Origin of the sequence: Actinoplanes sp. NPDC049802, from assembly GCF_040656595.1 — a bacterium.
In the GTDB taxonomy this organism is placed as follows: Bacteria; Actinomycetota; Actinomycetes; order Mycobacteriales; family Micromonosporaceae; genus Actinoplanes.
The window spans coordinates 52,579-77,852 of sequence record NZ_JBFAMR010000007.1 but is presented as its reverse complement, the minus strand read 5'-3'; the positions used below and the strand labels follow the sequence as shown (position 1 = coordinate 77,852).

The following is a 25,274-nucleotide window of genomic DNA, read 5'->3' as shown; positions in this document are numbered from 1 at the left end:
GGCGGGTCCGGCGCGGTCGGCGGGAACGGCATGAGCGCTTCGGCGGCCGATCTCCCGCCGCGCGCCGGCCGTGGATCGGCAGGGGATGCCGGTAGCCGCGGGAACGTGGGGACCGGTGGAGCCGGAGACGGGCATCGAGCACGGAATCGGCCCGCCCAGGAGCGGGCGGGCGGCGCGCGGATGCCGGCGATCGAGGATGTCGGTCTGGGCGACTCGCGGAGTGTGCTGATCGCGGATGGGCGGGTCAGCTCGGGTGGCGCGGCGCGCATTCTGAACGGCCGGGTGAGCGGGAACGGCGACGACCTGGTGATGCAGCAGGCGCCGCCGGTCAATTCCAAGGCCAACGAGCGGCGTACGGGCGCCAAGCAGTTCGGCCCGCTGCGGGTAGGGGCGGGCAAGCTCCGGGCGCGTGCCGTGTGGGCTGCCGGAATGGAATGCGGGGCTACCGCGGGTGACGTGTCCGACGCTTCAGCCGAGATCAGCCGTTTGACGCTCGTGGGTGGGGGCAGTGGGGCGCTGGTACGCGTACCGGAAAGGTTGTCGAGTCGCTCCGAGACCGCGCTGCGGCACCATGCCGGCGCCGCGCGGACGGTCGCGTCGGCGACGGTCACCGCGGGACGGATCAGTCTGGTAGACAACGAGGTTCGTATTCGGATGCTGCGGGCGCCGGAGCTGCGCGTCAGCATGACCGCGGGCGGCGAGAGCCGGGTCGATTACCGGCCCGCCGTCGTGGAGGTCACCACCCGCAACGGCAAGCAGGCACGCCTGACCACGGCCGGTGATCACATTGACGTCACACTGAGTGAGAAGATGCGGCCACTGGAGTCACTTCCGGGTCGGTTGGTTCCGATCGGCGACCTTCCGTTGCCGAAGGTGCCGGGAATTCCGGCGCTCGGCGAGCCGGAGTCCACCCCGGCGCCGGTCGGCAAGCCCGGTTCGACGCTGCGCATCACCCTCGGTGACGTCCGCCAGGCCGCCTCGAAGGACGCGATCGCGGCCCGTGCCACCGCCGTCCGGGTGACGCTGACGCGCAATGAGGACAGTGGACGCGGCGCCTCCGGTTACGGACCGTACGGTGTGGTCGCTGACCTAGGCATCGGCATGCTGGAAGCGGCAGCGGTCGCTCCGACGTCCGGCCACGGGGTCTCCTCCGGCGCAGTGGAGCCCGGAGCGGGCGGCGGGGGTGGCAGCAGCGGCACGGGTCTGCCGATCACCGGTCCCGGGGCCATGTCACTGTTCATCGCGGGCGCGGCCATGGTGTTCGGCGGCATCGCCGCGGTGCTTCTCACCGCACGCCGCCGCAATCCCTGACCACCCGGCGCATCGGATAGACGTCGATCCACTCCAGCTGGCCGTGAGTCCTCCCTCGCGCCCGCCGGGCCAACCCCCACGGCCAGCCCTCCGGCTGGCCGTGAACGCTGCCCCACGCCCGCCGAACCAACCCCGACCCTGCTGGCCAAATCGCCCGCCCCGCCCGCCCACCTGCACGCCCCCGGGCGGTCGAGCGGGCGGGGCGCACCGACGGTACGCCCTGTCGCCCTGACGCCCTGACGCCCTGTCGCCCCGTCGCCCCGGCGCCCTGTCGCCCCGGCGTCCTGGCGTCCTGGCGTCCGGTGGGCGGAGGGCCGGCGTGCAGAGCGATGTGTGCTCGGAGAACACGACACCCGTAGTGGGTGTGACGACACCCGTAGTGGGTGTCACGTCTGCAGAACACAGATGGCCGAAATCCGTGTCCCGACTCCCCGGACGGCGATTCGTCTCCGCGTCCGCGGCCAGCCGGGGAACGTGGCGGTGGTCCGTGCGACGGCCGGCCGGTGCCGCACGCTGGAGTCCAGGGGCAGCGTCAGCGGCGATCGCCGAGGAGCCATCACGGCCAGCCGGGTCACTTCGCCGGTCTTGCACAGCGACGAGCACACCGTCCACGCAATGACGTCCACACGCGCAACCACCGCAACGGACCGATCTTCACCGGCCTTGGACCGCCGAGGAGCCATCACGGCCAGCCGGGTCGCATCACCGGCCTTGGACCACCGAGAAGCCATCACGGCCAGCCGGGCCGCATCACCGGTCCTGCACAGCGACGAGCACACCGTCCACGCAATCCCGTCCACATGCGCAACCACCGCAACGGACCGATCTTCACCGGCCTCGGACCACCGAGAAGCCATCACGGCCAGCCGGGCCGCATCACCGGTCTTGCTCAGCAACGAGCACACCGTCCACGCAATCCCGTCCACACGCGCAACCACCGCAACGGACCGATCTTCACCGGCCTCGGACCACCGTCGCCTTCGCCGGTCATCGATCCCCTGATCCGGGTCCGGTCTCCGCTACCCCGCACCCGCGTCGTGAGGCCTGGCAAAGCGGGGCCGGACCGGACATGCGCTGGTAGCGAGCCATTATTGATAAGCCAGCAGGGTCAACCCCCGGCAACCAGCCCACAGCCCACACCCCCGGCTGGCCGTGAACACTGCCTCACGCCCGCTGAACCAACCCGACAACCAGCCACACCCCCGGCTGGCCGTGAACGCTCCCTCACGCCCGCTGAACCAACCCGACAATCAGCCACACCCCCGGCTGGCCGTGAACACTGCCTCACGCCCGCTGAACCAACCCGACAACCAGCCACACCCCCGGCTGGGCATGAACGCTCCCTCACGCCCGCCGAATCAACTCCCACGGCCAGCCGCACCTTCCGGCTGGCTGTCAGAGACGCCTCAGGACGCTTGAACGAACGCTGACAACCAGCCGCACAACACCGGCCATTGAGCGGACCCTCCCAGATCGCGCACCGGCTACAAAGGAAGGCCACCGTCGGGAGCGGGGCGTCAGACCAGGAGCGGGGTTTGCAGGGCGATGGAGCCGTCCAGCAGGTCCTCGGCGCGGTCGTAGCAGTCGGCGATGGTGCGAAGCAGGGTCGCGCCGATGGCGGCGGCCGCGGCGGCCTGGATGTCCGGTGGGTGGTCGCCGCCGGAGAGGGTGACCGCCTCCGTCGAGAGGGACGCCTCGGCCAGGACGGTGGCGAGGTCGTCGCGGGTGTTGATCATCCAGTCGGTGAGGGCGTCGGCCAGGTCGGCGGTCGCCTCCATCCGGCTGCCGAGACTGTCGGGGCCGCCGTTGAGGTGTTCGGCGGCGCGGCGGCGGGCCTCCTCGTACGCGTCGGCGGCCTCGCCGGACCACGAGCCCGGGGACGGCAGGGCGTCGGCCAGATCGGCGTAGGCGCGGGCGTCGGCGCGCAACTCGGGGATCGCGTCCAGAAGGGCGGACGGGTGCAGGGCGGCGACGGCACGGGCGGCGTCGCCGGGCAGGAGGCGGACCCGGCGCAGCTCGGGCCAGACGTCGTGCCCCTCCGGGGCGCCGATGGTGGCGAGCGCCTCGTCGACCCGGTTGAGCAGCGGGGACGCCGCTTTGAGCAGTTGCTCGAGCCGGTCCGTCACGATTGGCCTCGCAGGAGGCGGCGGCGGACGGTCTCGTCGGTGTCGGCGTAGTGGCGGGCACCGGAGCGCACGGCACGGGACATCTCGGAGAGGCGGTCGGCGGCGTCGGCGGCTTCGCGGGCCCGTGCGGCGAGCACGGTCGTCCAGCCGGCGTAGAGGGCTCGCCCGATCCGGCCGGGACGGCCGGCGTCGTCGGCGCCGAAAGCGGCCGCGGCTGGGGCGAGGTTGGGCACTCGACGGTCCATGGTGGTCAGGGCGGCCGCCGCGTGGTCGATCTGATCGGCGAGACGATCCATCTCAGTGCCCCTCCAGCGTGCGGAACTGTCCGTAAATCTCGGCGTGCAGTTTCTCCCGGGCCCAGCGGGCGGCCTCTGCGGCGCTGGTCACGACGGCGCGCATCTCGCGGGCGAACTCGGCCGGCTCGCGATGACGCAGTGCTCCGTGCACCTGGACGTCCACAATGTCGCCTGCCGCGGTCACGACCACCTCGATCGACCGGTCGGGCGAGTGCACCGAGACGGTGTGACCGGCCACGGCCTTGTCGAAGTCGGCGCGCAGGTCTTCGAAGCGCCGATATCGGTCGATCGCCTCGTCGATCCATGCTTCGTCGATCTCGCGGGCCATCCAGGCTCCTCACCGCGCGTCATGCCACCGTCGCGTTCCGGGTTGAGACCGTACCCGTTCAAGTGACCGTCCCGCTACGCCGCCGCATCCTTTGTGGATAACTTCGGCCGACACCACGCAGTGTGATGCGACACCTCCCGAGGACCACGTTGCGTGATCAACTCGATCCGGTGGCGCTTTCTGTCGGACCGGCGAAATACCATCGTCGGGTGAGTCCGAATGATGTCTTCTCCGAGCTGGTGGGCCAGGACGACCCGGTCGTGACGCTGCGCCGGGCCGCCGCCGCGGCTGCCCGGATCGTGGCGGGCGAGCCGGATTCCGGTGGCATGACGCACGCGTGGATCTTCACCGGTCCGCCGGGCGCGCGGCGCACCGTGGCGGCGCGGGTGTTCGCGGCGGCGCTCCAGTGTCAGCGCGACGGCGCGGGTTGCGGCGAGTGCCACGGTTGCCACACGACGCTGGCCGGCACCCATGCGGATGTGCAGGTCGTGACGACCGAGGGTCTGACGATCAAGACCGAGGAGACTCGCGCCGTGGTGCTGCGGGCGGCGAGTGCTCCGACCGGTGGCCGCTGGCAGGTGGTGATCATCGAGGCGGCCGACCGGCTGCACGAGCGGGCCAGCAACGCGCTGCTCAAGGCGATCGAGGAGCCGTCTCCGCGGACGGTCTTCCTGTTGTGCACGCCGTCGGTGCATCCGGACGACATCTTGGTGACGATCCGGTCCCGGTGCCGGCTGGTGTCGCTGCGCCAGCCGCCGGCGGCCGCGGTGGCCGAGGTCCTGGAGCGGCGGCACGGGGTGGCGCCGGAGCAGGCGGGCTGGGCGGCCGCGGCGTCGCAGGGCGACATGGAGCGGGCGCGGCAGCTGGCCGCCGACCCGGAGGCCCGGGGCCGGCGGGACGATGTCCTCTCGGTGCCGCGCAAGCTGACCAGCATCGGGGCCTGCTTCGACGCGGCGGCACGGCTGGAGGCGGCGTCGAAGCAGGAGGCGGCGATCGCGGTGGCCGAGCTCGACGTGGCCGAGCGGGCGGCGCTGGAGCGGGCGCTGGGTGCGGGCGGCACGGGCCGGGGTGCCACGACGGCGATGCGCGGCGCGGCCGGCCAGCTGAAGGAGCTGGAGCGCAATCAGAAGCTGCGGGCCACCCGGGCGCAGCGGGACGCGCTGGATCGGGCGTTGCAGGATCTGATCGGTTTCTATCGGGATGTGCTGGTCACGTCGATGCGCGCGCCGGTCCCGGTGGTGCACGGCGACTTGGCGGAGGTGTCGGCGGCGGCCGCCGCGAAGTGGTCTCCGGAGAGCACGCTGCGCCGCTTGGAGGCGGTGCTGACCTGCCGTGACGCCATCGACCGCAATGTGAAGCCGCAGGTCGCCCTGGAGGCGATGATGGTGGGGCTCTGGCAGGGCTGACGGTTCGGCCGCCGGGCCCGTGCCGGCAAGACCCCGGCACGGACCCGGCTTCTCCCGGGGCCCGGTTCAGTGCTGTGCGCTGGCTCCCCACTCCGGAACCCCGAAACTTCCGAATCCTGACCGGAACATTAGGCGGAGCAGGCTCCCGCGTCAACCTTGACGCATAGACAGCTGTCGCTTTAGGTTACGGGCGTCCCTCCGCCCGGTTTCCGAAAGTTTCGGAGTGCTCATGTCGACTCGACGCGAGGTACTGGCCCTGGCATCCGGCGCCGCGCTCACCGCCGCCGTCCATCCCGCTCCGGCCGCCGCGGACGGCCGTTCCGACGGGTGGGTCGCCACCTGGGCGGCCGCACCGACCACCGTGCCGCCCGGCGATCCGCTGATCCTGAACGGCCAGACCGTCCGCCAGGTGGTGCACGCCAGCGTGGGTGGCGAGCGGCTGCGGATCCGGCTGACGAACGAGTTCGGCGCCACCGGGCTGCGGATCGGCGAGGTGCACGTCGCGATCCGGGCCGGCGACGGCGCGAGCACCGACGCGGTGCCGGGCACCGACCGGCGGGTGACCTTCGGCGGGCGGGTGGCGGCCACCGTGCCGGCCGGGTCGCCGCTGGTCAGCGATCCGGTGCGGCTGAGTCTGCCGCCCGGCGCCGACCTGGTGGTCAGCGTCTACCTGCCGGAGCGTACGCCGGTGACCACGCTGGCCGCCTTCGCCTTCCAGGACAACGCGATCGCCGCGGGCAACGTGACCGGGGCCGTGCGCGTCACGCCGACCGGCACGATCGGGCAGTACCTGTTCCTGTCCGGGGTCAGCGTGCAGGGCGGCGTCGGAGCGGTGGTTACGCTCGGCGACTCGATCACCAACGGGGCGAACACCGTGACCAACGCGAACCACCGTTGGCCGGACCTGCTCGCCGCCCGTTTCCGGTCGGCGCGGATCCGGCTCGGCGTGGCGAACCTGGGCGTCTCGGGCAACCGGCTGCTGCACGACCCGAACCCGCCGGCGGGCAGCGCGGCGGAGGCGTTCGCGGCGTTCTTCGGGCACAGCGGACTGCGCCGGTTCGACCGGGACGTGGTGGCGCAGCCGGGGGCGACGCATCTCGTGGTGCTGCTCGGGGTGAACGATCTCGGTCACCCGGGGACGGTGGCGCCGCCCGGCGAGGTGGTCACGGCGGACGACCTGATCTGGGGGCACCGTCAGCTCATCGCGCGGGCACGGCTGGCCGGTCTGCGGGTGTACGGCGCGACGATCCTGCCGTTCAAGGACGACACGCTCGGCTTCTACACCGTCGAGAACGAGCGCAAGCGGGCCGCGCTGAACTCGTGGATCCGGACCTCCGGCGAATACGACGCGGTGATCGACTTCGACGCCGCGGTGCGTGATCCGGCCGACCCGCCGCGGTTGGCCGCCCGCTACGACAGCGGCGACCACCTGCATCCGAACGACGCGGGCATGGCGGCGATGGCGGCCGCCGTACCTATGCGCCTGTTCCGGCCTGGACCGGGCTGAGCAGGGTCGCGAGCCGGGCCTCGACCGCCTCGGCGATCTCGTCGGCCGGGCGGGCGGCGTCCAGCACCAGGTAGCGCTTGGGGTCGGCGGCGGCCAGGTCGAGGAAGGCGTACCGCACCCGCTCGTGGAAGGCCCGCGACTCGCTCTCCAGCCGGTCGGCGGCCTCACCGCGGGAGCCGACGCGGTCCAGGCCCACTCCGGGGTCCACGTCCAGCAGCACCACCAGGTCGGGCTTGAGTCCGCCGGTCGCCCACGCCGACAGCCAGGAGATCTCCTGGACCGGCAGGGTACGCCCGGCGCCCTGGTACGCCAGCGACGAGTCCACGTACCGGTCGCTGATGACGACGGCCCCGCGGCTGAGTGCCGGCCGGACCACCGTGGCGACGTGGTGTGCCCGGTCGGCGGCGTACAGCAGGGCTTCGGCCCGCGCGGACGGCGCCTCGGCCTTGTCCAGCACGAGCCCGCGGATCCGGGCGCCGATGTCGGTGGCGCCCGGCTCGCGGGTCACCACCACGTCGCGCCCTTCCGCCTTGAGCGCCTCGGCGAGCCGGGTGGCCTGTGTCGACTTGCCGGCTCCCTCGCCGCCTTCGAAGACCACGAAGACACCGGAGCGGGCGAACGACTCGGGTGGCGAGAGCGGTCGTCCGCGCAGCGATCCGATCAGGTCGGGCAGCACCGGCACGCCGGGCTTGTCGTCCATCTGCCGGAACGCGCCGATGCCCACCCAGACGCCGATCGCTCCGGCCACCACGAGCAGCACCCGGGTGGCCGAGACGTCCACCTGGAAGAGGCCCAGGTCGACCCGGCGGGAGCTGCCGAGACCGACCAGGATGCCGGAGAGGGTGATGGCCAGCAGCAGGACGGTGCGGACACCGATCTGCACCACGGCGAAGGTGCGGCCGCGCAGCTCGTCGGCGATCTCCCCGTACAGCAGGGTGGTGCCGGACAGGAACGCCATGCCGGCGCCCGCGCCGACCATGATGGCGCCGAAGAGCGCCATGGACAGATGGAAGGAGAATCCGAGGAACATGACCGAACTGCTGGCCAGCACGATGCTCATGCCGAACCAGCGCTTGCGGGACAGCTCCTTGACGATCATCGGGCCCAGGCCGATGCCGACCGCCAGGCCCATGAAGATGGCGCCGAAGAGCAGGTAGAAGGCGGCCTCGCCGGCGCCCAGCGACTTGGCGAACTTCTCCGCCGCGCCGATCACCACGCCGCCGGCCCCGAACGCGCCGAAGATGCCGAGTACCAGGCCACGGACCAGCGGGGTGCTGCCGATGAACTTCCAGCCGTCCAGGAACTGGCGGGTCATGCTCTGCTCGGCGGCCTTCTCCCGGGCGGCGCTCTTGCCGCCGATCTCCTTGATGCCGAAGAAGACGACGAGCGCGGTGGCGAGCCGGGCGAACGCGTTGATGTAGAGGGCCAGCTGAATGGGCTGTGCCCAGTCGGGCAGCGAGGCGCCGGACTGTTGGAGGCCCGCGGTGAGCGCGGCGAGTGACAGCGCGGCCAGGATCGGCGTGATCCCGTACGTGGTGATCAGGGTCAGCTGGTTGGAGATCTCGATCTGGGACTTCGGGATGAGGTTCGGGACCGCGGCTTCCTTGGCGGGGATCCAGATCAGCGTGATGGTCTCGCCGATGAAGGTCGCGATGGTGGCCCAGGCGACGGTCTGCGCCGGGGTGCCGCCGAGCAGCGGGACGAGGGGGATCGAGCCGTAGATGACGAACCGCAGCAGGTCGACGATCACCATCGTGTAACGGCGGTCGAACCGGTCGGCGAAGACACCCGCGATCGGGCCGAGCAGAAGAGCGGGGATCAGGCGTACGGCGATGGTGCCACCGAACGCGGCGCCCTGCGCGGCCGGGTTCTCGAACTGGGCGGAGGCGAACAGCGCGGTGGCCAGCAGGCCGACCCAGTCGCCGAACGACGCCGCGGCGAGGACCAGCCAGAGCCGCCGGAAGCCACGGCGCCGGAGTACCGAGCGCAGTGCCGCTATGCCCGATAGGTCGACAGGCCCCGGGTCCTGCTGCGTTTCCGTGTTGATGGCCCCTACCTCCCGTGGTCACTGCTCGGAGCACTGTAACCGCCCGATACCTGGGTCGCGGGGCAACCACGATCGGGTGGAGCAGAGATGAATGTCTTTCGTGTTGCCCGGATCACGGGATACCGTGCTCGCGTGCTCACAGACCGCACCGGCCTGCGCCGGCGACTCGACGGCGCCACCGGCCATCTGGAGACCCCGGTCGCGGTGGTGGACCTGGCCGCCTTCGACGACAACGCGGAGCGCCTGAGCGCCGGGGCCGGCGGCAAACCGATCCGGGTCGCCAGCAAGTCGGTGCGCTGCCGGGCTCTGCTGGAGCGGGTGCTGGCCAAGCCGGGCTGGCATGGCGTGATGGCCTACACCCTGCCCGAGGCGATCTGGCTGGTGCGTGCCGGCGTGACCGGTGACGTCCTGGTGGCCTATCCCACCGCGGACCGCACGGCACTGGGCGAACTGGCCGCCGATCCGGACCTGGCCGCCACGATCACGATCATGGTGGACCACCCGTCCCAGCTGGATCTCGTCGATCAGGTCGCCGCTCCGGACGCGCGCTCACCCGTACGCCTATGTCTTGATCTTGATGCGTCCTGGCGTCCCGCCGGGCCGCTGCACATCGGGGTGCGCAGGTCTCCGGTGCATTCGGCCGCGCAAGCGGGCGACCTGGCCCGGAAGATCGCCGGGCGGAAGGGATTCCGGCTGGTCGGGCTGATGTGTTACGAGGCGCACATCGCCGGGGTCGGCGACAACCCGCCCGGCCAGGCGCTACGGGCGCGGGCCATCCGGATGATGCAGAGCCGCGCGTTCCCCGAGCTGCTGCGGCGACGTGCCGCGGCGGTCCGGGCGGTCCGCGAACACGCCGACCTCGAGTTCGTCAACGGCGGTGGCACCGGCAGTGTGGCCGCGACCAGCTCCGATCCCGCGGTCACCGAGGTCACCGCGGGTTCCGGCCTCTACGGCCCCACCCTCTTCGACACCTACCGGAGCTGGCAGCCGACGCCGGCGGCGTTCTTCGCCCTCTCCGTGGTGCGGCGTCCGGCGCCCAGGATCGCCACCGTGCTGGGTGGCGGCTGGATCGCCTCGGGCGCTCCCGAGCCGTCCCGTCTGCCGGTCCCGTGGCTGCCCGAGGGCCTCCGGTTCAAGACCGACGAGGGCGCCGGTGAGGTGCAGACGCCGCTGCTGGGCGCGGCCGCCGAACGGCTGCGCCCGGGCGACCGGGTGTGGTTCCGGCATGCCAAGGCCGGCGAGCTGTGCGAGCACGTCAACGAGTTGCAGTTGATCGACGGCGAGACAGCGGCGCCGGCCCCCACCTACCGAGGAGAAGGCCGTGCCTTCCTGGGCTGAGTCAGGCCGACACGTGGCGGTGCAGGTATTCCCTTATCAACGCCTTGGCCTCGGTCAGCACCTCTTCGTCCCCGGTCGGGTCCCGGCGGAAGGCCAGCTTGATCAGCGCGTCCGCCGCCTCGACCGAGATCTGCAGCGCGAACCGCAGACGGGACCGGTCGGCCAGCTTGAACTGCTCGATCAGCAGCTCGGCGAGGCGCTCGGCGATGACCGCGTTGTTGTCCCGGTCCGAGTCCAGCAGGTGCAGGTCGACCACGTCACCGAAGTGCAGCGTCCGGAAACCCGGGACGCTGCGGTGCATGTGGATGTAGGCGTCGATGGCGGCGTCGACCGCGTCCCACCAATGGGCGAAGGTCTCACTGGCGAACCGGTCGGAGAGACTGTGCAGATAAGCGTCCATGTTGCGCAGAGCGAGGGCCTGAACGATGGCCCGTTTGTCCGGGAAGAACTGGTAGACCGAGCCGATGGCGACCTCAGCGCGCTCCGCGAGCAACGTCGTGGTCAAGCCCTCATAGCCCACCTCGTCCACCAGCTCGGCGCAGGCGTCGAGCATGCGCTGTACCCGGGCAACGCTTCTGCCCTGCACCGGAACCCGCCGCAGCGGGCCGGTGCTGACGGTTGGTGTCGACACGCGTCGCCACTCCCTCTCAGCAGTGAGGCTCATCCATGACCATCTCCACAGTCATGAATGAAACTCATCGTTAAATCGAACGTTACTCGGATCAACGAGCGAGCCGCATCGACGGGACGCCGCGTGCCGGTGTCCGCTCGGACGGAGGACAAAGCCCGGAATGACTAGCGTCAACTCCCGCCGCTGGAGCAACTGGGGACGCAACCAGGAATCGATCGCCGAGGTGCTGCTTCCCGGCGGCGTCGACGAGGTCGCCACCCAAGTGAAGCAGGCCGCCGAAAGCGGCCGCCGCATCAAGGTGGTCGGCAGCGGCCACTCGTTCACACCGATCGCCGTCGCCGAGGATCAGCGGATGTACGTGCACCGGCTCAACGGCCTGCTCGGGGTCGACGGGCCGCTCGTGACCGTGCAGGCCGGGATGCCGCTGTCCACACTCAACACGGTGCTCGCCGAACACGGGCTGGCCATGCCGAACCTGGGCGACATCGACGCGCAGACGGTCGCCGGCGCCATCTCCACCGGCACCCACGGGACCGGGATCGCCTATTCCACCCTGGCGTCCTGCGTCGAGGCGGTGACCATGGTGACCGGCGCCGGGTCGGTGGAACGGTTCACCAACGGTGACCCCGGCTTCCCGGCGGCGCGACTCGGGCTCGGCGCGCTCGGGGTGCTGGTGGACGTCACACTGCGGTGCGTGCCGGCGTTCACGCTGCTCGCCGACGAACGGCCGATGGCGCTCGCCGACATCCTCGCCGGGATGGACGACTGGATCGCGAACGACGACCACGTCGAGTTCTTCTGGTATCCCTACACCGACCGGGCGCAGCTCAAACGCAACCGGCGGATGGCGGCCGACGACCGGCCGCTGTCGAGGTTCCGCGGCTGGCTCGACGACGACTTCCTGTCCAACACCGTCTGGCAGGGCGTCTGCACGCTGGGACGGCGCTTCCCCGGCACGGTTGCGGCGCTCAGCGCCGTCTCGGCCCGCGCGCTCAGCCCGCGGACCTACACCGGCCGGTCCGACCAGGTCTTCTGCTCACCCCGGCGGGTCCGGTTCACCGAGATGGAGTACGAGATCCCGCGCGCCGCCCTGCCCGAAGTCCTCGCAGCGCTCCCGGGACTGCTGGACGCGCTGCCGTTCCGGGTGCAGTTCCCGGTCGAGGTGCGGTTCACCGGTCCGGACGACGTGTGGCTCTCGCACGGGTACGGCCGGGAGTCCGCCTACGTCGCCGTGCACCAGTTCATCGGCAGCCCGTACGAGCCGTACTTCCGGGCCTTCGAGAAGCTCTGCACGCCGCTGGGCGGCCGCCCGCACTGGGGCAAACTGCACTATCGGGACGCGGAGTCGCTGCGTCCCGCGTACCCCCGATTCGACGACTTCCTGGCCGTGCGCGACCGGCTGGACCCCCACCGGGTCTTCTCCAACGACTACCTGGTGAGGGTCCTGGGCCGATAGCTCACTCGGCGGAGGTGGCCGCCTTGCGCGGGGCGGCCTTCTTCGCGGGGGCCGCACGTTTCGCCGCCGCCTTCTTGGCCGGCGCCTCGCCACCCTCGGCGGCCGCCTTCTTGGCCGGAGCCTTCTTCGCCGGAGCCTTCTTGGCCGGAGCCCGCTTCCGCGGTGCCGCCGGACCCTTGGCCCGCTTCTCGGCGAGCATCTCGGACGCCTGCTCCGGGGTCAGCTCCTCGGGAGTCTGCCCACGACGCAGTGTGGCGTTCGTCTCACCGTCGGTCACATACGGCCCGAAGCGGCCGTCCTTGACCACCATCGGCTTCTGCGTCACCGGGTCCGGGCCCAGCTCGCGCAGCGGCGGCTTGGCCGCCCCGCGCTGCCCCCGGGCCTTCGGCGCGGCCAGCATGGCCAGCGCCTCCTCCAGGGTGACCGTGAAGAGCCGCTCCTCGCTGTCCAGCGAACGCGAGTCCTTCTCCCGCTGGATGAACGGGCCGTACTTGCCGTTCCGCGCGATGATCTCGTTGCCGTCGGCGTCCTTGCCCACCACCCGCGGCAGCGAGAGCAGCTGCAACGCCTGCTCCAGGGTCACCGTCTGCGGCGACTGCGACTTGAACAGCGACGACTTGCGTTCACCGGACTGCACGTACGGCCCGAAACGGCCGGACTTGACCAGGACCGGCTCGCTCGTCGCCGGGTCGTCGCCGAGCGTCCGGTCGCCGTTGCCGGCGAGGAAGAGCTCCCCGACCCGCTCCGGCGTCAGCTCGTCGGGGGCGACACCCTCCGGGATCGAGGCACGGTCCTCGGCCGCCTCGTCCTCGCCCTCGGCCACCTGGGCCGCCCTGCGCTGGAGGTACGGCCCGAACTTGCCGACCCGGACGACGACCTTCCGGTTCTCCTCGTCGACGAACAGCGGGATCGAGTTGACCTCGCGGGCGTCGATCGCGCTGAGGTTCTCGGTGACCATCTTCTTCAGGCCGCCGGCCTTGGCGATCTCGGCGTCCGCGCCGGTCTCCTGGCTCCCGAAGTAGAAGGAGGTGAGGAAGGCGAGCTGGGTGTGATCACCGGCTGCGATGTCGTCGAGCTGGCCCTCCATGGCGGCGGTGAAGTTGTAGTCCACCAGCCGCGGGTAGTGCCCCTCGAGCAGGCCGATCACCGCGAACGCCAGGAACGACGGGATCATCGCCTGGCCGCGCTTCTCCACATACCCACGGTCCTGGATGGTCTGCATGATCGACGAGTACGTCGACGGCCGGCCGATGCCGAGCTCCTCGAGGGCCTTGACCAGCGACGCCTCGGTGTAGCGGGCGGGCGGCGTGGTGTGGTGGCCCACCGCGTTCAGGTCGTCGGCGGTCAGCGGCTGATCCTTCACCAGGTTCGGCAGGCGCCGCTCCGCGTCCTCCGCCTCGGCGCCCTCGTCGTCCGAGGACTCCACATACGCCCGCAGGAAGCCGGGATCGGTGATCGTCTTGCCGGAGGCGGCGAAGTCGGCCTCCTCGTTCGCGGTGGTGACCGCGCGGATCCGGACGCTGACCGAGTTACCGACCGCGTCGGTCATCTGCGACGCGATGGTCCGGCGCCAGATCAGCTCGTAGAGCCGGAACTCGTCGCCGCTCAGCTCCTTGGCCACCTCGCCCGGGGTGCGGAAATTGTCCCCGGCCGGGCGGATCGCCTCGTGCGCCTCCTGCGCGCCCTTGGCCTTGGTGGTGTACTTCCGCGGCTGCGGCGGCACGTTGTTCGCCCCGTACAGCTCGGCGATCTGGCGGCGGGCGGCGGCCACCGCGGTCTCGGAGAGGTTCACCGAGTCCGTACGCATGTAGGTGATGTAACCCTTTTCGTACAGGCTCTGGGCGGTACGCATCGTCTGCTGCGAGGAGTAGCGCATCTTGCGCGCCGCCTCCTGCTGGAGCGTCGAGGTGATGAACGGCGCGTACGGCCGCCGACGGTACGGCTTCTCCTCGACCCGGGTGACGGTGAACGGCCGGCCCTCCAGACGGGCGGCCAGCCCACGGGCGCCGTCACCGTCCAGCTGCACCGCCGTGGAACCGGTCTTGAGCTGCCCGGTGGTGGGCTCGAAGTCCTTGCCGGTGGCGATCCGGTCGCCGTCCAGCGCGATCAGGGTGGCCTGGAACGCCCGCGGGCCCTCCACCTGACCCTGCACGGCCAGGTGGGCCAGGATGTCCCAGTACTCCGCGGAACGGAACGCCATCCGCTGCCGCTCACGCTCGACGACGATGCGGGTGGCGACGGACTGCACACGCCCTGCGGAGAGCCTCGGCATCACCTTCTTCCACAGGACCGGGCTGACCTCGTAGCCGTACAGCCGGTCCAGGATGCGGCGGGCCTCCTGCGCGTCCACCAGAGAACGGTCGATGTCCCGCGGGTTCGCCACCGCGGCCTGGATGGCCGGCTTGGTGATCTCGTGGAAGACCATCCGCTTGACCGGCACCTTGGGCTTGATCGTCTCGACCAGGTGCCAGGCGATGGCCTCGCCCTCGCGGTCCTCATCGGTGGCGAGGAAGATCTCGTCCACCTCGCGGGCCAGGCGCTTGAGCTTGGCGACCTGCTGCTTACGGCCCTCGGAGATCACATAGAGCGCCTGGAAGCCGTTGTCGACGTCGACGCCCAGCCGTGCCCAAGGCTGCCCCTTGAACGCCTCGGGCACCTCGTCGGCGTTCTTCGGCAGGTCGCGGATATGACCGACCGAGGCCTCGACCAGATAGTCGGGGCCCAGGTAACCGGCGATCGTCTTGGCCTTCGACGGGGACTCGACGATGACCAGACGGGTCGTCCTGGTGTCACTCGGCACGGCACTCCTTATTGACCTTCAGCGCTCCCTGCTCCGTCTGGCGGAGCACAGACGTTCAACGTAACGCGCCGGACAAGACTGCATTCCCAGGGAACCCCGCAGTCGGATGGTAACGGTCCGGCCACCGCATGCGTCTGACCGCGACACCGTACACCGGGAAGACACTGTTATGTCGGACACAATCACCGAAGATCATGCGACTCCGTCGCCCGGCCAGAAATCCTCCGGCGCGGATGAAGGGCGCTCGCCGACCAGCTCGGCCAGCCTGCGCAGACGCCGTCGGCCGGTGATCAGCCACCGACGTCCGTCATCCGACACCCGGCCCGCCAGACCGGCCCGGACCAGCGCGGCCGCCACCACCTCCGGGTCCTTCGCCGGGTCCAGGCCCAGCGCGAACCCACCCGGGAACGGGCCACCGGCGGCGGCCGTCCACAGCCTCATCCGCGGCCCGGAGAGAAAGAGCTGCGCGGATGCCTCCGGCCAGGCGAGAGCAAGACCATTCAACCTCCGGGAGTACGCCGTACGCACTTCGAAGATCGGAAGGGGCGGTTCCTCCGGTTCCTCTTCGAGTCCGGCTGTGTCGATCGCCTCAGTGTCGGGCGGCTGCGTGTCGAGCGAGTCGTCACCGGCTGTTTCTGTGTCGAGCGACTCGTCGCCGATCGGCTCCGGGTCGGGCGGCTCATCCGCGGCGGGCCCGGGGGTGGCCGCCTCTTGCGCGGAATCGGTGGGCTCCTCGCGTACCCCATCGGGTGGGATCTGAGCCCAGGTGGCCTTGAGATCGCGCGCGGCCAGCTCGCTGACCAGGACGTGGACGCGCCATGCGGCATCCACCCGGACCGTGACGCGGGCCGTGCCCCCCATCCGGCCGAGACGGCCGGGCCCGGCCAGCAGACCGGCCAGATCGGCCGGTGACGGCTCGGTGGTCTCCGCGCCGAACATCGACAACTGGCGCCCACCCGGCGGGCCGGGCACACCGCGCGGGGCGTGTTTCCTCTCCACCGGGATCGACGAAGGCAGCGCGTCGCGCGGGATCAGCGGCCAGCCGGTCTCGGTCATCTCATCACTGGCATTCGGGCGGGGAGTCTCATCACTGGCATTCGGGAAGGGAGTCGAAGGCCTGTCTCAGCTCGACCGACTCCAGCTTCGCGGTGTCCAGGCTGCTGAGCTCGTAGTCGGTGGTGAGCTTCTCGACGACCCGCGCGACCTCGGTGTAGAAGCTCTTGGCCGGACTGGTGGCGAGTGCCTCGATGCCGGTGCGGGCGGTACCGTAGGCGTCCCGGATGCCGGCGAGAGAGCCCAGGAAGCCGTCGGCGATCTGCTCGCCGTTGGTGACATCGGGGACCCCGGCCTTCTCCACCCCGGCCCGCGCCTGCTCGCTCGCGGTCGCGGCGCCGTCGAAGAGCCGGGCCAGATTCTCCTTCGCCTGGGCCGGCGTGGTCTCGGCCGTCATCTGCTGCTGGGTTCGGCTGGTGAGGGTGTCGATCTCGCTGCGCCACGGGCTCAGAGCGGTGCACACCAGCGCCGCCCAGGCCTGTGGCCCCGGCTGGCTGGAACAGCCGGCCAAGGGTGCGGCAAGCACGAGGACGAGAGCCAGGGTGATCGGTCGGACCGCGCGCATGGAAGCAGGGTACGACTAGGGCCGGATACTCCACACACCTCGATAGAGTCATCGAGGCTCCCGAGGTGGCGCCGGCGGGCGGGCACCGCCGGCGAATCGCGGGGATTCAGACGAAAGGCACCCGGCAGAACCGGGTGCCTTTCGTCCTCGCCGGACCGGATTCAGGAGACGTTGTCCTTGATCCGGGACGACTCCGTGGTGCGGGCGTCCTGCATAGCCTTGGCCGTGTCGGACGCGCCGGCCGCGGCCGCCGCTGCGGGCTCGTCACCCATCGAGATCGGCTTGCGCTTGCTCCAGAACACCGCGGTCGCGACGATCGCGACCGCCGCGACCGCGACACCGACCCGCGCCGGGGTGTTCGCGTCCGCGCCGTAGGTCCAGGTCACCACGGCCGGGGCGATCAGCAGCGAGACCAGGTTCATCACCTTGATCAGCGGGTTGATCGCCGGGCCGGCGGTGTCCTTGAACGGGTCGCCGACGGTGTCGCCGATGACCGTGGCGGCGTGCGCCTCGGAGCCCTTGCCACCGAAGGCGCCGTCCTCCACCAGCTTCTTCGCGTTGTCCCACGCGCCACCGGAGTTGGACAGGAAGACCGCCATCAGCGTGCCCGTGCCGATCGCGCCGGCCAGGTACGCGGCCAGCGCGCCCGGGCCGAGACCGAAGCCCACCGCGATCGGCGCGGTGATCGCCAGCAGGCCGGGCGTGAGCAGCTCACGCTGCGCGTCCCGGGTGCAGATGTCGACGACCCGGCCGTACTCGGGCCGCTGGGTGCCGTCCATGATCCCCGGGAACTCCCGGAACTGCCGCCGGACCTCCATCACGACCGCACCGGCCGAACGCGAGACCGCGTTGATCGCCAGGCCGGAGAAGAGGAACACCACTGCCGCGCCGACCAGCAGGCCGACCAGCGCCCGCGGGTTGGAGATGTTCAGCTGCTCGAGGATCTCGGCGCCGACGTTCGCCACCCCGGCCTCGGTCAGCGAGCTGGCCAGGCTGTTGGTGTACGACCCGAACAGCGCCGTGGCCGCCAGCACCGCGGTCGCGATCGCGATGCCCTTGGTGATCGCCTTCGTGGTGTTGCCGACCGCATCCAGCTCGGTGAGGATCTGGGCGCCCCGCTCGTCGATGTCACCGGACATCTCGGCGATGCCCTGCGCGTTGTCCGAGATCGGGCCGAAGGTGTCCATCGCCACGATGACACCGACCGTGGTGAGCAGGCCGGTGCCGGCCAGCGCCACGGCGAACAGCGACAGCGTCAGCGACGAGCCGCCCAGCAGATAGGCGCCGAAGACGCCCGCGCCGAGCAGCAGCGCCGAGTAGACCGCCGACTCCAGGCCGACACTGATACCGGCCAGGATGACGGTGGCCGGACCGGTCTGCGACGACTTGCCGATGTCCTGCACCGGGCGCCGGTTCGTCTCGGTGAAGTAGCCGGTCAGCGCCTGGATGGCGGCGGCCAGCACGATGCCGATCACGACCGCGCCGATCGCGACCAGTTGCGGGTTCCGGCCGCTGTTCAGGATGTCCTCGGCGATGCCCGCGTCACCGAACCCGGCGAAGGTGTCCGGCAGGTAGACGAAGCTCACCACGGCCACCGCGACCGCGGAGATCGCGGCCGAGATGTAGAACGCCCGGTTGATCGCGGTCAGGCCGCTGCGGTCACTGGCCCGCAGACGGGTGATGAAGACACCGACGATCGCGATCACCACACCGATCGTGGAGACGATCAGCGGGAAGATCAGGCCGTCCTGACCGAACGCCGCCGAACCCAGGATCAGGGCGGCGACCAGGGTCACGGCGTACGACTCGAACAGGTCGGCGGCCATGCCGGCGCAGTCACCGACGTTGTCGCCCACGTTGTCGGCGATGGTCGCGGCGTTGCGCGGGTCGTCCTCCGGAATACCCTGCTCAACCTTGCCGACCAGGTCGGCGCCGACGTCCGCGGCCTTCGTGAAGATGCCACCGCCGACCCGCATGAACATGGCCAGCAGTGCGGCGCCGAAGCCGAAGCCCTCCAGGACGGTGGGCGCGTCGCCACGGAAGATCAACACGACCAGCGCGCCACCGAACAGGCCGAGACCGACGGTCAGGAAGCCCACCACACCACCGGTGCGGAAGGCGATGCCCATCGCCTTCTCCCGGCCGCCCTGCTCACCGGCCGCGGCGGCGACCCGCAGATTGGCCCGGGTGGCCAGCGCCATGCCGGCGCCGCCGATGAACGAACTGAACACCGCGCCGACGATGAAGAACAACGACCGGCCGATCTTGACCCAGGTCTCGTTGTCCGTCTCGTGCACCGGCAGGAAGAACAGCAGGACGACCGCGATGACGACGAAGATGCCGAGGGTCTTGAACTGCCGGAACAGGTACGCCGAGGCGCCCTCCTGCACCGCGCCGGCGATCTCCTGCATCTTCTGGGTGCCACGCGCGTTACGCAGCACCGATTGAACGAACGCGGCGGCGAAGCCCAAGGCCACCAGGGCGAACACCAGCGCGACGACGACGAATGTGACGTTTGAGCCGCTCAGGGACACTCCGCCGCCATCAGCGGCGAGGTCTATCGAGGTCCCGGACATCTTTGTCCTCCTACACCGATGGCACCCGGGATACGGACGAGTTCCCCGGGCGCATTCCCCGTGGGAGCCGGGGAACGACCGACCAGACCCGCGGACGCGGGCCAGCAGTAGCTGATAACTCGCGTACTGTATAGGGCTTACGTGTTGGTCGTCACATAGTGAACCGGCCGTGTCGCGGTGACGATCGCCGTTATGTTATCGCGGGATTTGATCTACGGCGCAGATCAGCGCCAGCCTGGCGCAAATCCCGGCCGGTTGCTGGAAATTCCGGTAAAGATCCCACGAATCGGGGTCAACGTGGCCCTTGCGTGCGACGCACGTTGGTGGGCGCGGCGAGACGGACAGCCCGAAAGCAGGCCGTCACCACAGGTCAGCGGCGGGCGACCGGCCAGACCATCCGAACCTCGGTGCCCGGGCCGTCATCCACCGGGCGCACCTGCAAGTCGTCGACGAAACCGGCGAGCAGCGCGAACCCCACACCGGTGGTGAGCGCGTCGTCGGTGAGGCTCTCCGCCGCCAGCTCGTCCGGCGGCAACTTGGCCAGGCCCACGCTCGCCTCGATCGGCGCGTGATCGATGACCCGGACGGTGTACGAGTCCGAGTCGGACATCTCCACCGTGACGAGGTCGGTGAGGCCGTACTGGCGATGCAGAGTGACCGCCCGGGTACAGGCCTCACCGATGGCGAGCCGGACCTCGTCGAGCAGCTCCTCCGCCACGCCGGCGCGCCGGGCCACGGCGACGCCGACGAGCCGGGCGGTGCGCACATGCACCGGAGCCGGAGAGAAGGAGAGCCGAACGGTCGCCATCACGAAGCGGGACCGCTGCCGTCGCGCTCGGTGGCCGCATCGACGGTCGGGAAGATCGGGAAGACCTGATCCAGAGCGGTGATCCGGAAGATCTTGAGAAGTGGCTCCTTGGCGCAGACGAGACCGAAAGTACCGTGCGCGGTACGCAGCCGCTTCAAAGCGCCGACCAGCACGCCCAGCCCGGTCGAATCGAGGAAGTCCACCCGCTCCAGATCGACGACAACGTCACGGGCGCCCGCGTCCACCAACTCGATCAGCCGCTCGCGCAGCCGGGGGGCGGTGTAGACATCCACCTCACCGCCGACCTCCAGCACGGTGTGCTCGGCGACGGTCCGGGTCGTGAGTGACAGCTCCATCGGTCCTCCTCCCTGATCTCTCCCCCCGCGAAATCTAACCACCGACCGATCGGGGCCGACGCGTGGCACCCACCCGTCCTACCCGTTTGAGGTTCGGGGCATACCGGTGTCACAGTGCAATGCGTGACCTCCACCGCCTTCGGTCCTGCTGAACTGCTGCACCGGCTGCGGGCCCGCACCACTGGAACGGCGGTGTCGCCGGTCACGCACATCGAGCGGGTGCCCGCCCGTGCCGGCCGCACGGCGCCGTGGCCCGCATGGACCGACCCCGCGGTGCGTGCCGCCCTCGTCGCGCAGGGGATCGCCGCACCGTGGGAACACCAGGCGACCGCGGCCACCCTCGCCTGGGAGGGCGCCCATGTGGTGCTGGCCACCGGTACGGCGTCGGGCAAATCGCTCGCCTACCAACTGCCGGCGCTCAACGCGCTCGCCACGGACCCTAAGGCGACAGTGCTGTATCTGTCACCCACCAAGGCGCTCGCCGCCGACCAGCTGCGTGGTCTGGTGCGGCTGGGAGTCGACGGGGTGCGGCCGGCCACCTACGACGGTGACACCCCGCGCGAGGAACGGGAGTGGATCCGGCAGCACTCGCGCTTCGTGCTCACCAACCCCGACATGCTGCATCACAGCCTGCTGCCGGGCCACAGCCGCTGGGGGGTCTTCCTCCGCCGGCTTCGGTACGTGGTGATCGACGAATGTCACACGTACCGCGGTGTGTTCGGCTCGCACGTGGCGCACGTGCTGCGGCGGCTGCGCCGGGCGGCGGCCCGCTACGGCGCCTCCCCCACCTTCGTGCTGGCCTCCGCCACGTCGGGCGATCCGGCCGGATCGGCGTCCCGGCTGACCGGCCTGCCGGTGACCGCGGTGACCGACGACGCCTCCCCGCGCGGCGCCGTCACCTTCGCCCTGTGGGAGCCGCCGCTGCTGCCGGTCTTCGACGGCCCGGAGGACGTGGCCGTCGAGGAGGCGGCGCCGATTCGGCGGTCCGCGCTGCGGGAGACCGCCGACCTGCTCACCGACGCGGTCGTGGCCGGCACCCGCACGCTCGCCTTCGTCCGGTCCCGGCGCGGGGCCGAGGTGGTCGCCTCGCTGGCCCGGCAGTCGCTGAACGAAGCCGTTCCCGGGCTCGGCGACCGCGTCGCCGCCTACCGGGCCGGTTACCTGCGGGAAGACCGGCGGGCCATCGAACGGGCGCTGCTCTCCGGCGAACTGCTCGGGCTGGCCTCCACCAACGCACTCGAGCTCGGTGTCGACCTGGCCGGGCTGGACGCCGTGCTGATCTGCGGCTATCCGGGCACCCGGGCGTCGCTGTGGCAGCAGGCGGGCCGGGCCGGGCGGGCCGGCGGGGAGGCGCTCGCTGTACTGGTGGCCCGGGACGATCCGCTCGACACCTACCTGGTGCACCATCCGGAGGCCGTGTTCGGGCGACCGGTCGAGGCCACCGTGCTGGACCCGGCGAACCCGTACGTGCTCGGCCCGCAACTGTGCTGCGCCGCGTCCGAGGCGCCGCTCACCGACGCCGACCTGGCGCTCTTCGGCGACGCGTCGGTGGAGATCGTCCAGCGGCTGGCCGCCGAGGGGGTGCTGCGGCGGCGGCCGTCCGGCTGGTACTGGACCCATCGCGGGCGGCCCGAGGTGGACCTGCGCGGAACCGGCGGGGCCCCGGTGGCGGTCGTCGAGGCGGCGACCGGCCGGCTGCTCGGCACGGTCGACCCCGGCTCGTCGCACGTGATGCTCCACCCGGGGGCCGTCTACCTCCACCAAGGCGTGTCGTACGTGGTGGACGACCTCGATCTGGAGGACGCCATCGCCCTTGTCCACCAGGAGGAACCGGACTGGACCACGCACGCCCGGGATGTGACGAATCTCTCGGTGGTGAGCGTTCGGTCGTACGTGGACGCCGGCCCGGTCGGCTTGTTCCTCGGCGAGGTGGACGTGACCAACCAGGTCGTCTCCTACCAGCGGCGGCGGATCGGCAGCGGCGAGGTCATCGACACGCGACCGCTCGACCTGCCGGCGCGGGAACTGCGCACCGTCGCCGTCTGGTTCACCGTCTCGCCGCGGGCGCTGACCGCGGCCGGGGTGGAGCCGAGCGAGTTCCCGGGCGCACTGCACGCCGCCGAACATGCCGGGATCGGCCTGCTGCCGTTGATCGCCACCTGCGACCGGTGGGACATCGGCGGGCTGTCCACGGCCAACCACGCCGACACCGAGGCGCCGACCGTCTTCGTCTACGACGGTCATCCGGGCGGCGCCGGATTCGCCGAACGGGCCTACGGCGCCGCGGCGGAGTGGCTGCACGCGACCCGCGAGGCGATCGCGTCGTGCGTTTGCGATGCCGGATGCCCGTCGTGCGTACAGTCCCCGAAGTGCGGGAACGGCAACAACCCGCTCAGCAAGGAGGACGCCGTGAAGGTCCTCGACATCGTCCTCGCGGCTCTCCCGCCCGGGTGACCGGGCAGCGGACGCCGCCGTCCCCCTTCGCGCCGGAAGCCGTGCGGGACCGAATGCGACGGGAGTGACCGGCCCGGCCCGCGAAGCCGCCTCCGCACCGAGAGGGGCGAGATCGAATCGGACCTCGGCCCGAACCACGATCTCCAGCCCGGAGACGGCGCAGCCGGTCATCCGGGCCCCGTTGGCCTCGACGTAACGCCGTGCCGTGGCGCAGGCCGCCTCCTGGCCCTCGATGGCATGCGCTCCACCGGCCAGGGCGCCGAAGTCGGCCGCCACCTTGGCCTGGTGGCGAGCCACCCGGGCGGCGCCGACGGCGGCCAGGCCCGCCGCCAGCACGATCAGAACCGATCCGACGGCCGCCACCAGGATCGTCGCCGACCCGCGGTCGCGGGAGTCACCGTCCCGTCCATGTGCGCGGTCCCACCTGGCAGAAGGTTCCCCGCCCTCGGGAAACCCTCGGTCGCGGGCCCTCACGAGATCATCGTTCCGCCCGCGTGCGCGGTCCCGCCGGCCCTCACGGAATCGCCGTTCCGCCCGCGTGCGCGGTCCCGCCGGCCTCACGGAATCGCCGTTCCGCCCGCGTGCGCGGTCCCGCCGGCCGGAAACCCTCGGTCGTGGGCCCCTCACGGAATCGCCGGCCCGTCCGGCTCGCGGGCCGCGTGGGCGCTCGCCCGCACGGTCATCCCGGGCAGGCCGGTCCCGAACACCCGGACCGGCGCCGACACCTCGGCCGTGACGGAGTCGCCGCCCCCGGACACCCGGACGGTGGCGCCTTCCGGCGCCGTCCGGGCCGCCGCGCCGGCAGGTTCGCCCCGAGCAGCGGCCAGTGCGGCCTCCCGGGCCGCGTCCAGGCACTGCATCCGGGTCGCCACCGCGGTGACGGCCGTGATCCCGGCACTGAGCAGCACCATCAGCGCCGGCAGCCCGGCCGCGAGCTCGGCGGTGAACGAACCCCGGTCCCGGCCGGGCCACCGGCGCCGTCTCACTTCAGCGCCCGGGCGATGAGCGCGCTCAACGCCGATTGCACGGCCCCGCTCGTGACGACCTTGAGCAGGACACCGGCGAAGGCCACCGCGGCGATGGTGGCCACGGCGTATTCGGCGGTGCTCATCCCGGCGTCCCCGGCTTCCGCCTGGAGCCGCCGGTAGTGGGCGATGAGTTTGTGCACAGGACCTCCTCGGTCGGTCGGGTACGGCGCCGGACACGCCGTACCGGGTTTCACAGCACGTCGCGGAGGATCGCGACCATCGTCGGCACCAGGCCGGCGAGTACGAAGGCCGGCAGGAAGCACAGCCCGAGCGGCAGCACGATGAGGACGTTCGCCCGTTGGGCGGCGGCTTCGTTCTCGACGGCCCGTTCAGCCCGCAGATCACCGGCGAACCGTTCCAGCGCACCGGCCAGGGCACCGCCGCTCGCACTGGAACGCACGGCCGCGGCGACCATCCGCTCGCTCTGCGGCACCCCGGCCAGGTGCGCCCACGCCTCGGCCGGGCTCGCCCCGAGCCGCAGCGACCGGGCCACCCGCTGAAGCCGGTCGCCGAGCGGCCCGCCGAGGGCGTCGGCCACGGCGGCGATCGACCGGTCCACCGAGGTGCCGCCCTGCAGAGCGGCGGCCAGGAGATCCGCACCGAGCGGCAGGTCGGCAAGCGCTTCGCGGCGCTCGCGGCGGACGTCGGCCGGCTCCCGGCCACGCAGGAATCGTTCGGTCCCGAGGCCGGCCGCGAGACCCAGGGGGATCCCCCAGCGGCCACCGAGCAGGCCGGCGACGGCCAGTCCGGCCAGCACCGACAGCAGCACCCGGGTCCGCGGCCCGCCGGGCTGCCGAGACCGGGGACGCGGCAACCGCCGCCGTCCCGCGGGAAGCATCACCAGCGCGGCGGCCAGCGCGGCACAAACGGCCACCACGATCATGGTCACCGGGCCACCTCGGCGCGCCGTCCCAGCCCGTCGTCAGGCCCGGCCGCTGCACCGAGCGGCGGCCCGGCAGCAGAAGAAACGGGCCTTTCGAACCCAGCCCTTTCGCGGCGCGGCGGCCCAGCCGCAGCCACACTCGCAGGCCCCGCCCCTTCCCCGCGCAACGGCCCAGCCACGGCCACACTCGCCGGCCCCGCCGCCTCCCGGCGCAACGGCCCAGCCGCAGCCACACTCGCCGGCCCCGGCCCTTCCCGGCGCAGCGGCCGGGCGGCGGCGCAGGCTGAGTCCTCACCGCCCGCACC

The 25,274-nt window shown here is 71.4% G+C and carries 21 protein-coding genes and 1 pseudogene; 6 read left to right on the top strand and 16 right to left on the bottom strand.

Annotation, left to right across the window (positions count from 1 at the left end; translation table 11 throughout):
- Positions 1-180 precede the first annotated feature (180 nt).
- Positions 181-1,311 carry a hypothetical protein gene (locus AB0I88_RS07260; protein WP_361019606.1) on the top strand — a complete coding sequence of 377 codons (1,131 nt, stop codon included), beginning with the start codon at positions 181-183 and terminating at the stop codon, positions 1,309-1,311.
- 386 nt (positions 1,312-1,697) lie between these two features.
- Here AB0I88_RS07260 and AB0I88_RS07255 read toward each other — a convergent pair whose 3' ends face one another.
- The 4 genes from AB0I88_RS07255 to AB0I88_RS07240 form a co-directional block, all read right to left on the bottom strand.
- Positions 1,698-2,207, bottom strand: a complete 510-nt coding sequence (locus tag AB0I88_RS07255; protein WP_361019603.1) for a hypothetical protein — start codon at positions 2,205-2,207, stop codon at positions 1,698-1,700.
- A 621-nt stretch (positions 2,208-2,828) separates the two neighbouring features.
- On the bottom strand, positions 2,829-3,437 hold the full coding sequence (locus AB0I88_RS07250; protein WP_361019600.1) for a hypothetical protein: 609 nt from the start codon (positions 3,435-3,437) through the stop codon (positions 2,829-2,831).
- Complete coding sequence (locus AB0I88_RS07245; RefSeq protein WP_361019597.1) at positions 3,434-3,733, bottom strand: hypothetical protein; 300 nt, start codon at positions 3,731-3,733, stop codon at positions 3,434-3,436. Before AB0I88_RS07245 ends, AB0I88_RS07250 begins: the two co-directional genes overlap by 4 nt.
- A gap of 1 nt (position 3,734) precedes the next feature.
- Positions 3,735-4,061 carry a YbaB/EbfC family DNA-binding protein gene (locus AB0I88_RS07240; protein ID WP_361019595.1) on the bottom strand — a complete coding sequence of 109 codons (327 nt, stop codon included), beginning with the start codon at positions 4,059-4,061 and terminating at the stop codon, positions 3,735-3,737.
- A 209-nt stretch (positions 4,062-4,270) separates the two neighbouring features.
- On the opposite strand from AB0I88_RS07240, the gene AB0I88_RS07235 reads away from it, so the two are divergent.
- Positions 4,271-5,467 carry a DNA polymerase III subunit delta' gene (locus AB0I88_RS07235; protein WP_361019592.1) on the top strand — a complete coding sequence of 399 codons (1,197 nt, stop codon included), beginning with the start codon at positions 4,271-4,273 and terminating at the stop codon, positions 5,465-5,467.
- A 229-nt stretch (positions 5,468-5,696) separates the two neighbouring features.
- Positions 5,697-6,974 (top strand): SGNH/GDSL hydrolase family protein, encoded by a 1,278-nt coding sequence (locus AB0I88_RS07230; protein WP_361019589.1) that lies wholly within the window; start codon positions 5,697-5,699, stop codon positions 6,972-6,974.
- Here the strand turns inward: AB0I88_RS07230 and tmk are convergent.
- On the bottom strand, positions 6,943-8,727 hold the full coding sequence (gene tmk / locus AB0I88_RS07225; protein ID WP_361019587.1) for a dTMP kinase: 1,785 nt from the start codon (positions 8,725-8,727) through the stop codon (positions 6,943-6,945). The genes AB0I88_RS07230 and tmk overlap by 32 nt on opposite strands.
- A gap of 426 nt (positions 8,728-9,153) precedes the next feature.
- On the opposite strand from tmk, the gene AB0I88_RS07220 reads away from it, so the two are divergent.
- Positions 9,154-10,359, top strand: a complete 1,206-nt coding sequence (locus AB0I88_RS07220; RefSeq protein WP_361019585.1) for an amino acid deaminase/aldolase — start codon at positions 9,154-9,156, stop codon at positions 10,357-10,359.
- A 1-nt stretch (position 10,360) separates the two neighbouring features.
- Here AB0I88_RS07220 and AB0I88_RS07215 read toward each other — a convergent pair whose 3' ends face one another.
- Complete coding sequence (locus AB0I88_RS07215; protein ID WP_361019583.1) at positions 10,361-10,990, bottom strand: TetR family transcriptional regulator; 630 nt, start codon at positions 10,988-10,990, stop codon at positions 10,361-10,363.
- A 160-nt stretch (positions 10,991-11,150) separates the two neighbouring features.
- On the opposite strand from AB0I88_RS07215, the gene AB0I88_RS07210 reads away from it, so the two are divergent.
- On the top strand, positions 11,151-12,446 hold the full coding sequence (locus tag AB0I88_RS07210) for a D-arabinono-1,4-lactone oxidase (protein ID WP_361019580.1): 1,296 nt from the start codon (positions 11,151-11,153) through the stop codon (positions 12,444-12,446).
- Between the two features lies 1 nt (position 12,447).
- Here AB0I88_RS07210 and topA read toward each other — a convergent pair whose 3' ends face one another.
- From topA to AB0I88_RS07180, 6 genes are all read right to left on the bottom strand, one after another.
- On the bottom strand, positions 12,448-15,246 hold the full coding sequence (gene topA, locus AB0I88_RS07205) for a type I DNA topoisomerase (protein WP_361019577.1): 2,799 nt from the start codon (positions 15,244-15,246) through the stop codon (positions 12,448-12,450).
- A 192-nt stretch (positions 15,247-15,438) separates the two neighbouring features.
- Entirely contained in the window at positions 15,439-16,302 is an 864-nt protein-coding gene (locus AB0I88_RS07200; RefSeq protein ID WP_361019575.1) for a hypothetical protein, read from the bottom strand.
- Between the two features lie 31 nt (positions 16,303-16,333).
- Positions 16,334-16,864, bottom strand: a complete 531-nt coding sequence (locus AB0I88_RS07195) for a hypothetical protein (protein WP_361019572.1) — start codon at positions 16,862-16,864, stop codon at positions 16,334-16,336.
- Between the two features lie 161 nt (positions 16,865-17,025).
- Positions 17,026-19,440, bottom strand: a complete 2,415-nt coding sequence (locus AB0I88_RS07190) for a sodium-translocating pyrophosphatase (RefSeq protein WP_361019569.1) — start codon at positions 19,438-19,440, stop codon at positions 17,026-17,028.
- 370 nt (positions 19,441-19,810) lie between these two features.
- Entirely contained in the window at positions 19,811-20,251 is a 441-nt protein-coding gene (locus AB0I88_RS07185; RefSeq protein WP_361019566.1) for an ATP-binding protein, read from the bottom strand.
- On the bottom strand, positions 20,248-20,604 hold the full coding sequence (locus AB0I88_RS07180) for an STAS domain-containing protein (protein ID WP_093620099.1): 357 nt from the start codon (positions 20,602-20,604) through the stop codon (positions 20,248-20,250). The genes AB0I88_RS07185 and AB0I88_RS07180 overlap by 4 nt, the downstream gene beginning before the upstream one ends.
- 114 nt (positions 20,605-20,718) lie before the next feature.
- On the opposite strand from AB0I88_RS07180, the gene AB0I88_RS07175 reads away from it, so the two are divergent.
- A complete protein-coding gene (locus tag AB0I88_RS07175) occupies positions 20,719-23,058 on the top strand; it encodes a DEAD/DEAH box helicase (RefSeq protein WP_361019563.1) in 2,340 nt (779 codons plus the stop codon).
- A gap of 81 nt (positions 23,059-23,139) precedes the next feature.
- Here AB0I88_RS07175 and AB0I88_RS07170 read toward each other — a convergent pair.
- The 4 genes and pseudogenes from AB0I88_RS07170 to AB0I88_RS07155 all read right to left on the bottom strand — a co-directional run.
- A pseudogene (locus AB0I88_RS07170) lies at positions 23,140-23,532 on the bottom strand (Rv3654c family TadE-like protein); the annotation flags it as partial.
- 149 nt (positions 23,533-23,681) lie between these two features.
- A complete protein-coding gene (locus tag AB0I88_RS07165) occupies positions 23,682-24,044 on the bottom strand; it encodes a TadE family type IV pilus minor pilin (RefSeq protein WP_361019560.1) in 363 nt (120 codons plus the stop codon).
- A complete protein-coding gene (locus AB0I88_RS07160; protein ID WP_361019938.1) occupies positions 24,041-24,169 on the bottom strand; it encodes a DUF4244 domain-containing protein in 129 nt (42 codons plus the stop codon). Before AB0I88_RS07160 ends, AB0I88_RS07165 begins: the two co-directional genes overlap by 4 nt.
- Positions 24,170-24,276: 107 nt before the next feature.
- On the bottom strand, positions 24,277-24,969 hold the full coding sequence (locus tag AB0I88_RS07155) for a type II secretion system F family protein (protein WP_361019936.1): 693 nt from the start codon (positions 24,967-24,969) through the stop codon (positions 24,277-24,279).
- Positions 24,970-25,274: the final 305 nt, after the last annotated feature.

Bases quoted from the DNA above. Each gene is read 5' to 3' on its own strand.
- AB0I88_RS07155 (WP_361019936.1), bottom strand. From the start codon at position 24,969: ATGATCGTGGTGGCCGTTTGTGCCGCGCTGGCCGCCGCGCTGGTGATG.
- AB0I88_RS07180 (WP_093620099.1), bottom strand. From the start codon at position 20,604: ATGGAGCTGTCACTCACGACCCGGACCGTCGCCGAGCACACCGTGCTG.
- AB0I88_RS07210 (WP_361019580.1), top strand. From the start codon at position 11,151: ATGACTAGCGTCAACTCCCGCCGCTGGAGCAACTGGGGACGCAACCAG.
- AB0I88_RS07195 (WP_361019572.1), bottom strand. From the start codon at position 16,864: ATGCGCGCGGTCCGACCGATCACCCTGGCTCTCGTCCTCGTGCTTGCC.
- tmk (WP_361019587.1), bottom strand. From the start codon at position 8,727: ATGGTGATCGTCGACCTGCTGCGGTTCGTCATCTACGGCTCGATCCCC.
- AB0I88_RS07240 (WP_361019595.1), bottom strand. From the start codon at position 4,061: ATGGCCCGCGAGATCGACGAAGCATGGATCGACGAGGCGATCGACCGA.
- AB0I88_RS07245 (WP_361019597.1), bottom strand. From the start codon at position 3,733: ATGGATCGTCTCGCCGATCAGATCGACCACGCGGCGGCCGCCCTGACC.
- AB0I88_RS07190 (WP_361019569.1), bottom strand. From the start codon at position 19,440: ATGTCCGGGACCTCGATAGACCTCGCCGCTGATGGCGGCGGAGTGTCC.
- AB0I88_RS07260 (WP_361019606.1), top strand. From the start codon at position 181: ATGCCGGCGATCGAGGATGTCGGTCTGGGCGACTCGCGGAGTGTGCTG.
- AB0I88_RS07230 (WP_361019589.1), top strand. From the start codon at position 5,697: ATGTCGACTCGACGCGAGGTACTGGCCCTGGCATCCGGCGCCGCGCTC.
- AB0I88_RS07160 (WP_361019938.1), bottom strand. From the start codon at position 24,169: ATGAGCACCGCCGAATACGCCGTGGCCACCATCGCCGCGGTGGCCTTC.
- AB0I88_RS07200 (WP_361019575.1), bottom strand. From the start codon at position 16,302: ATGACCGAGACCGGCTGGCCGCTGATCCCGCGCGACGCGCTGCCTTCG.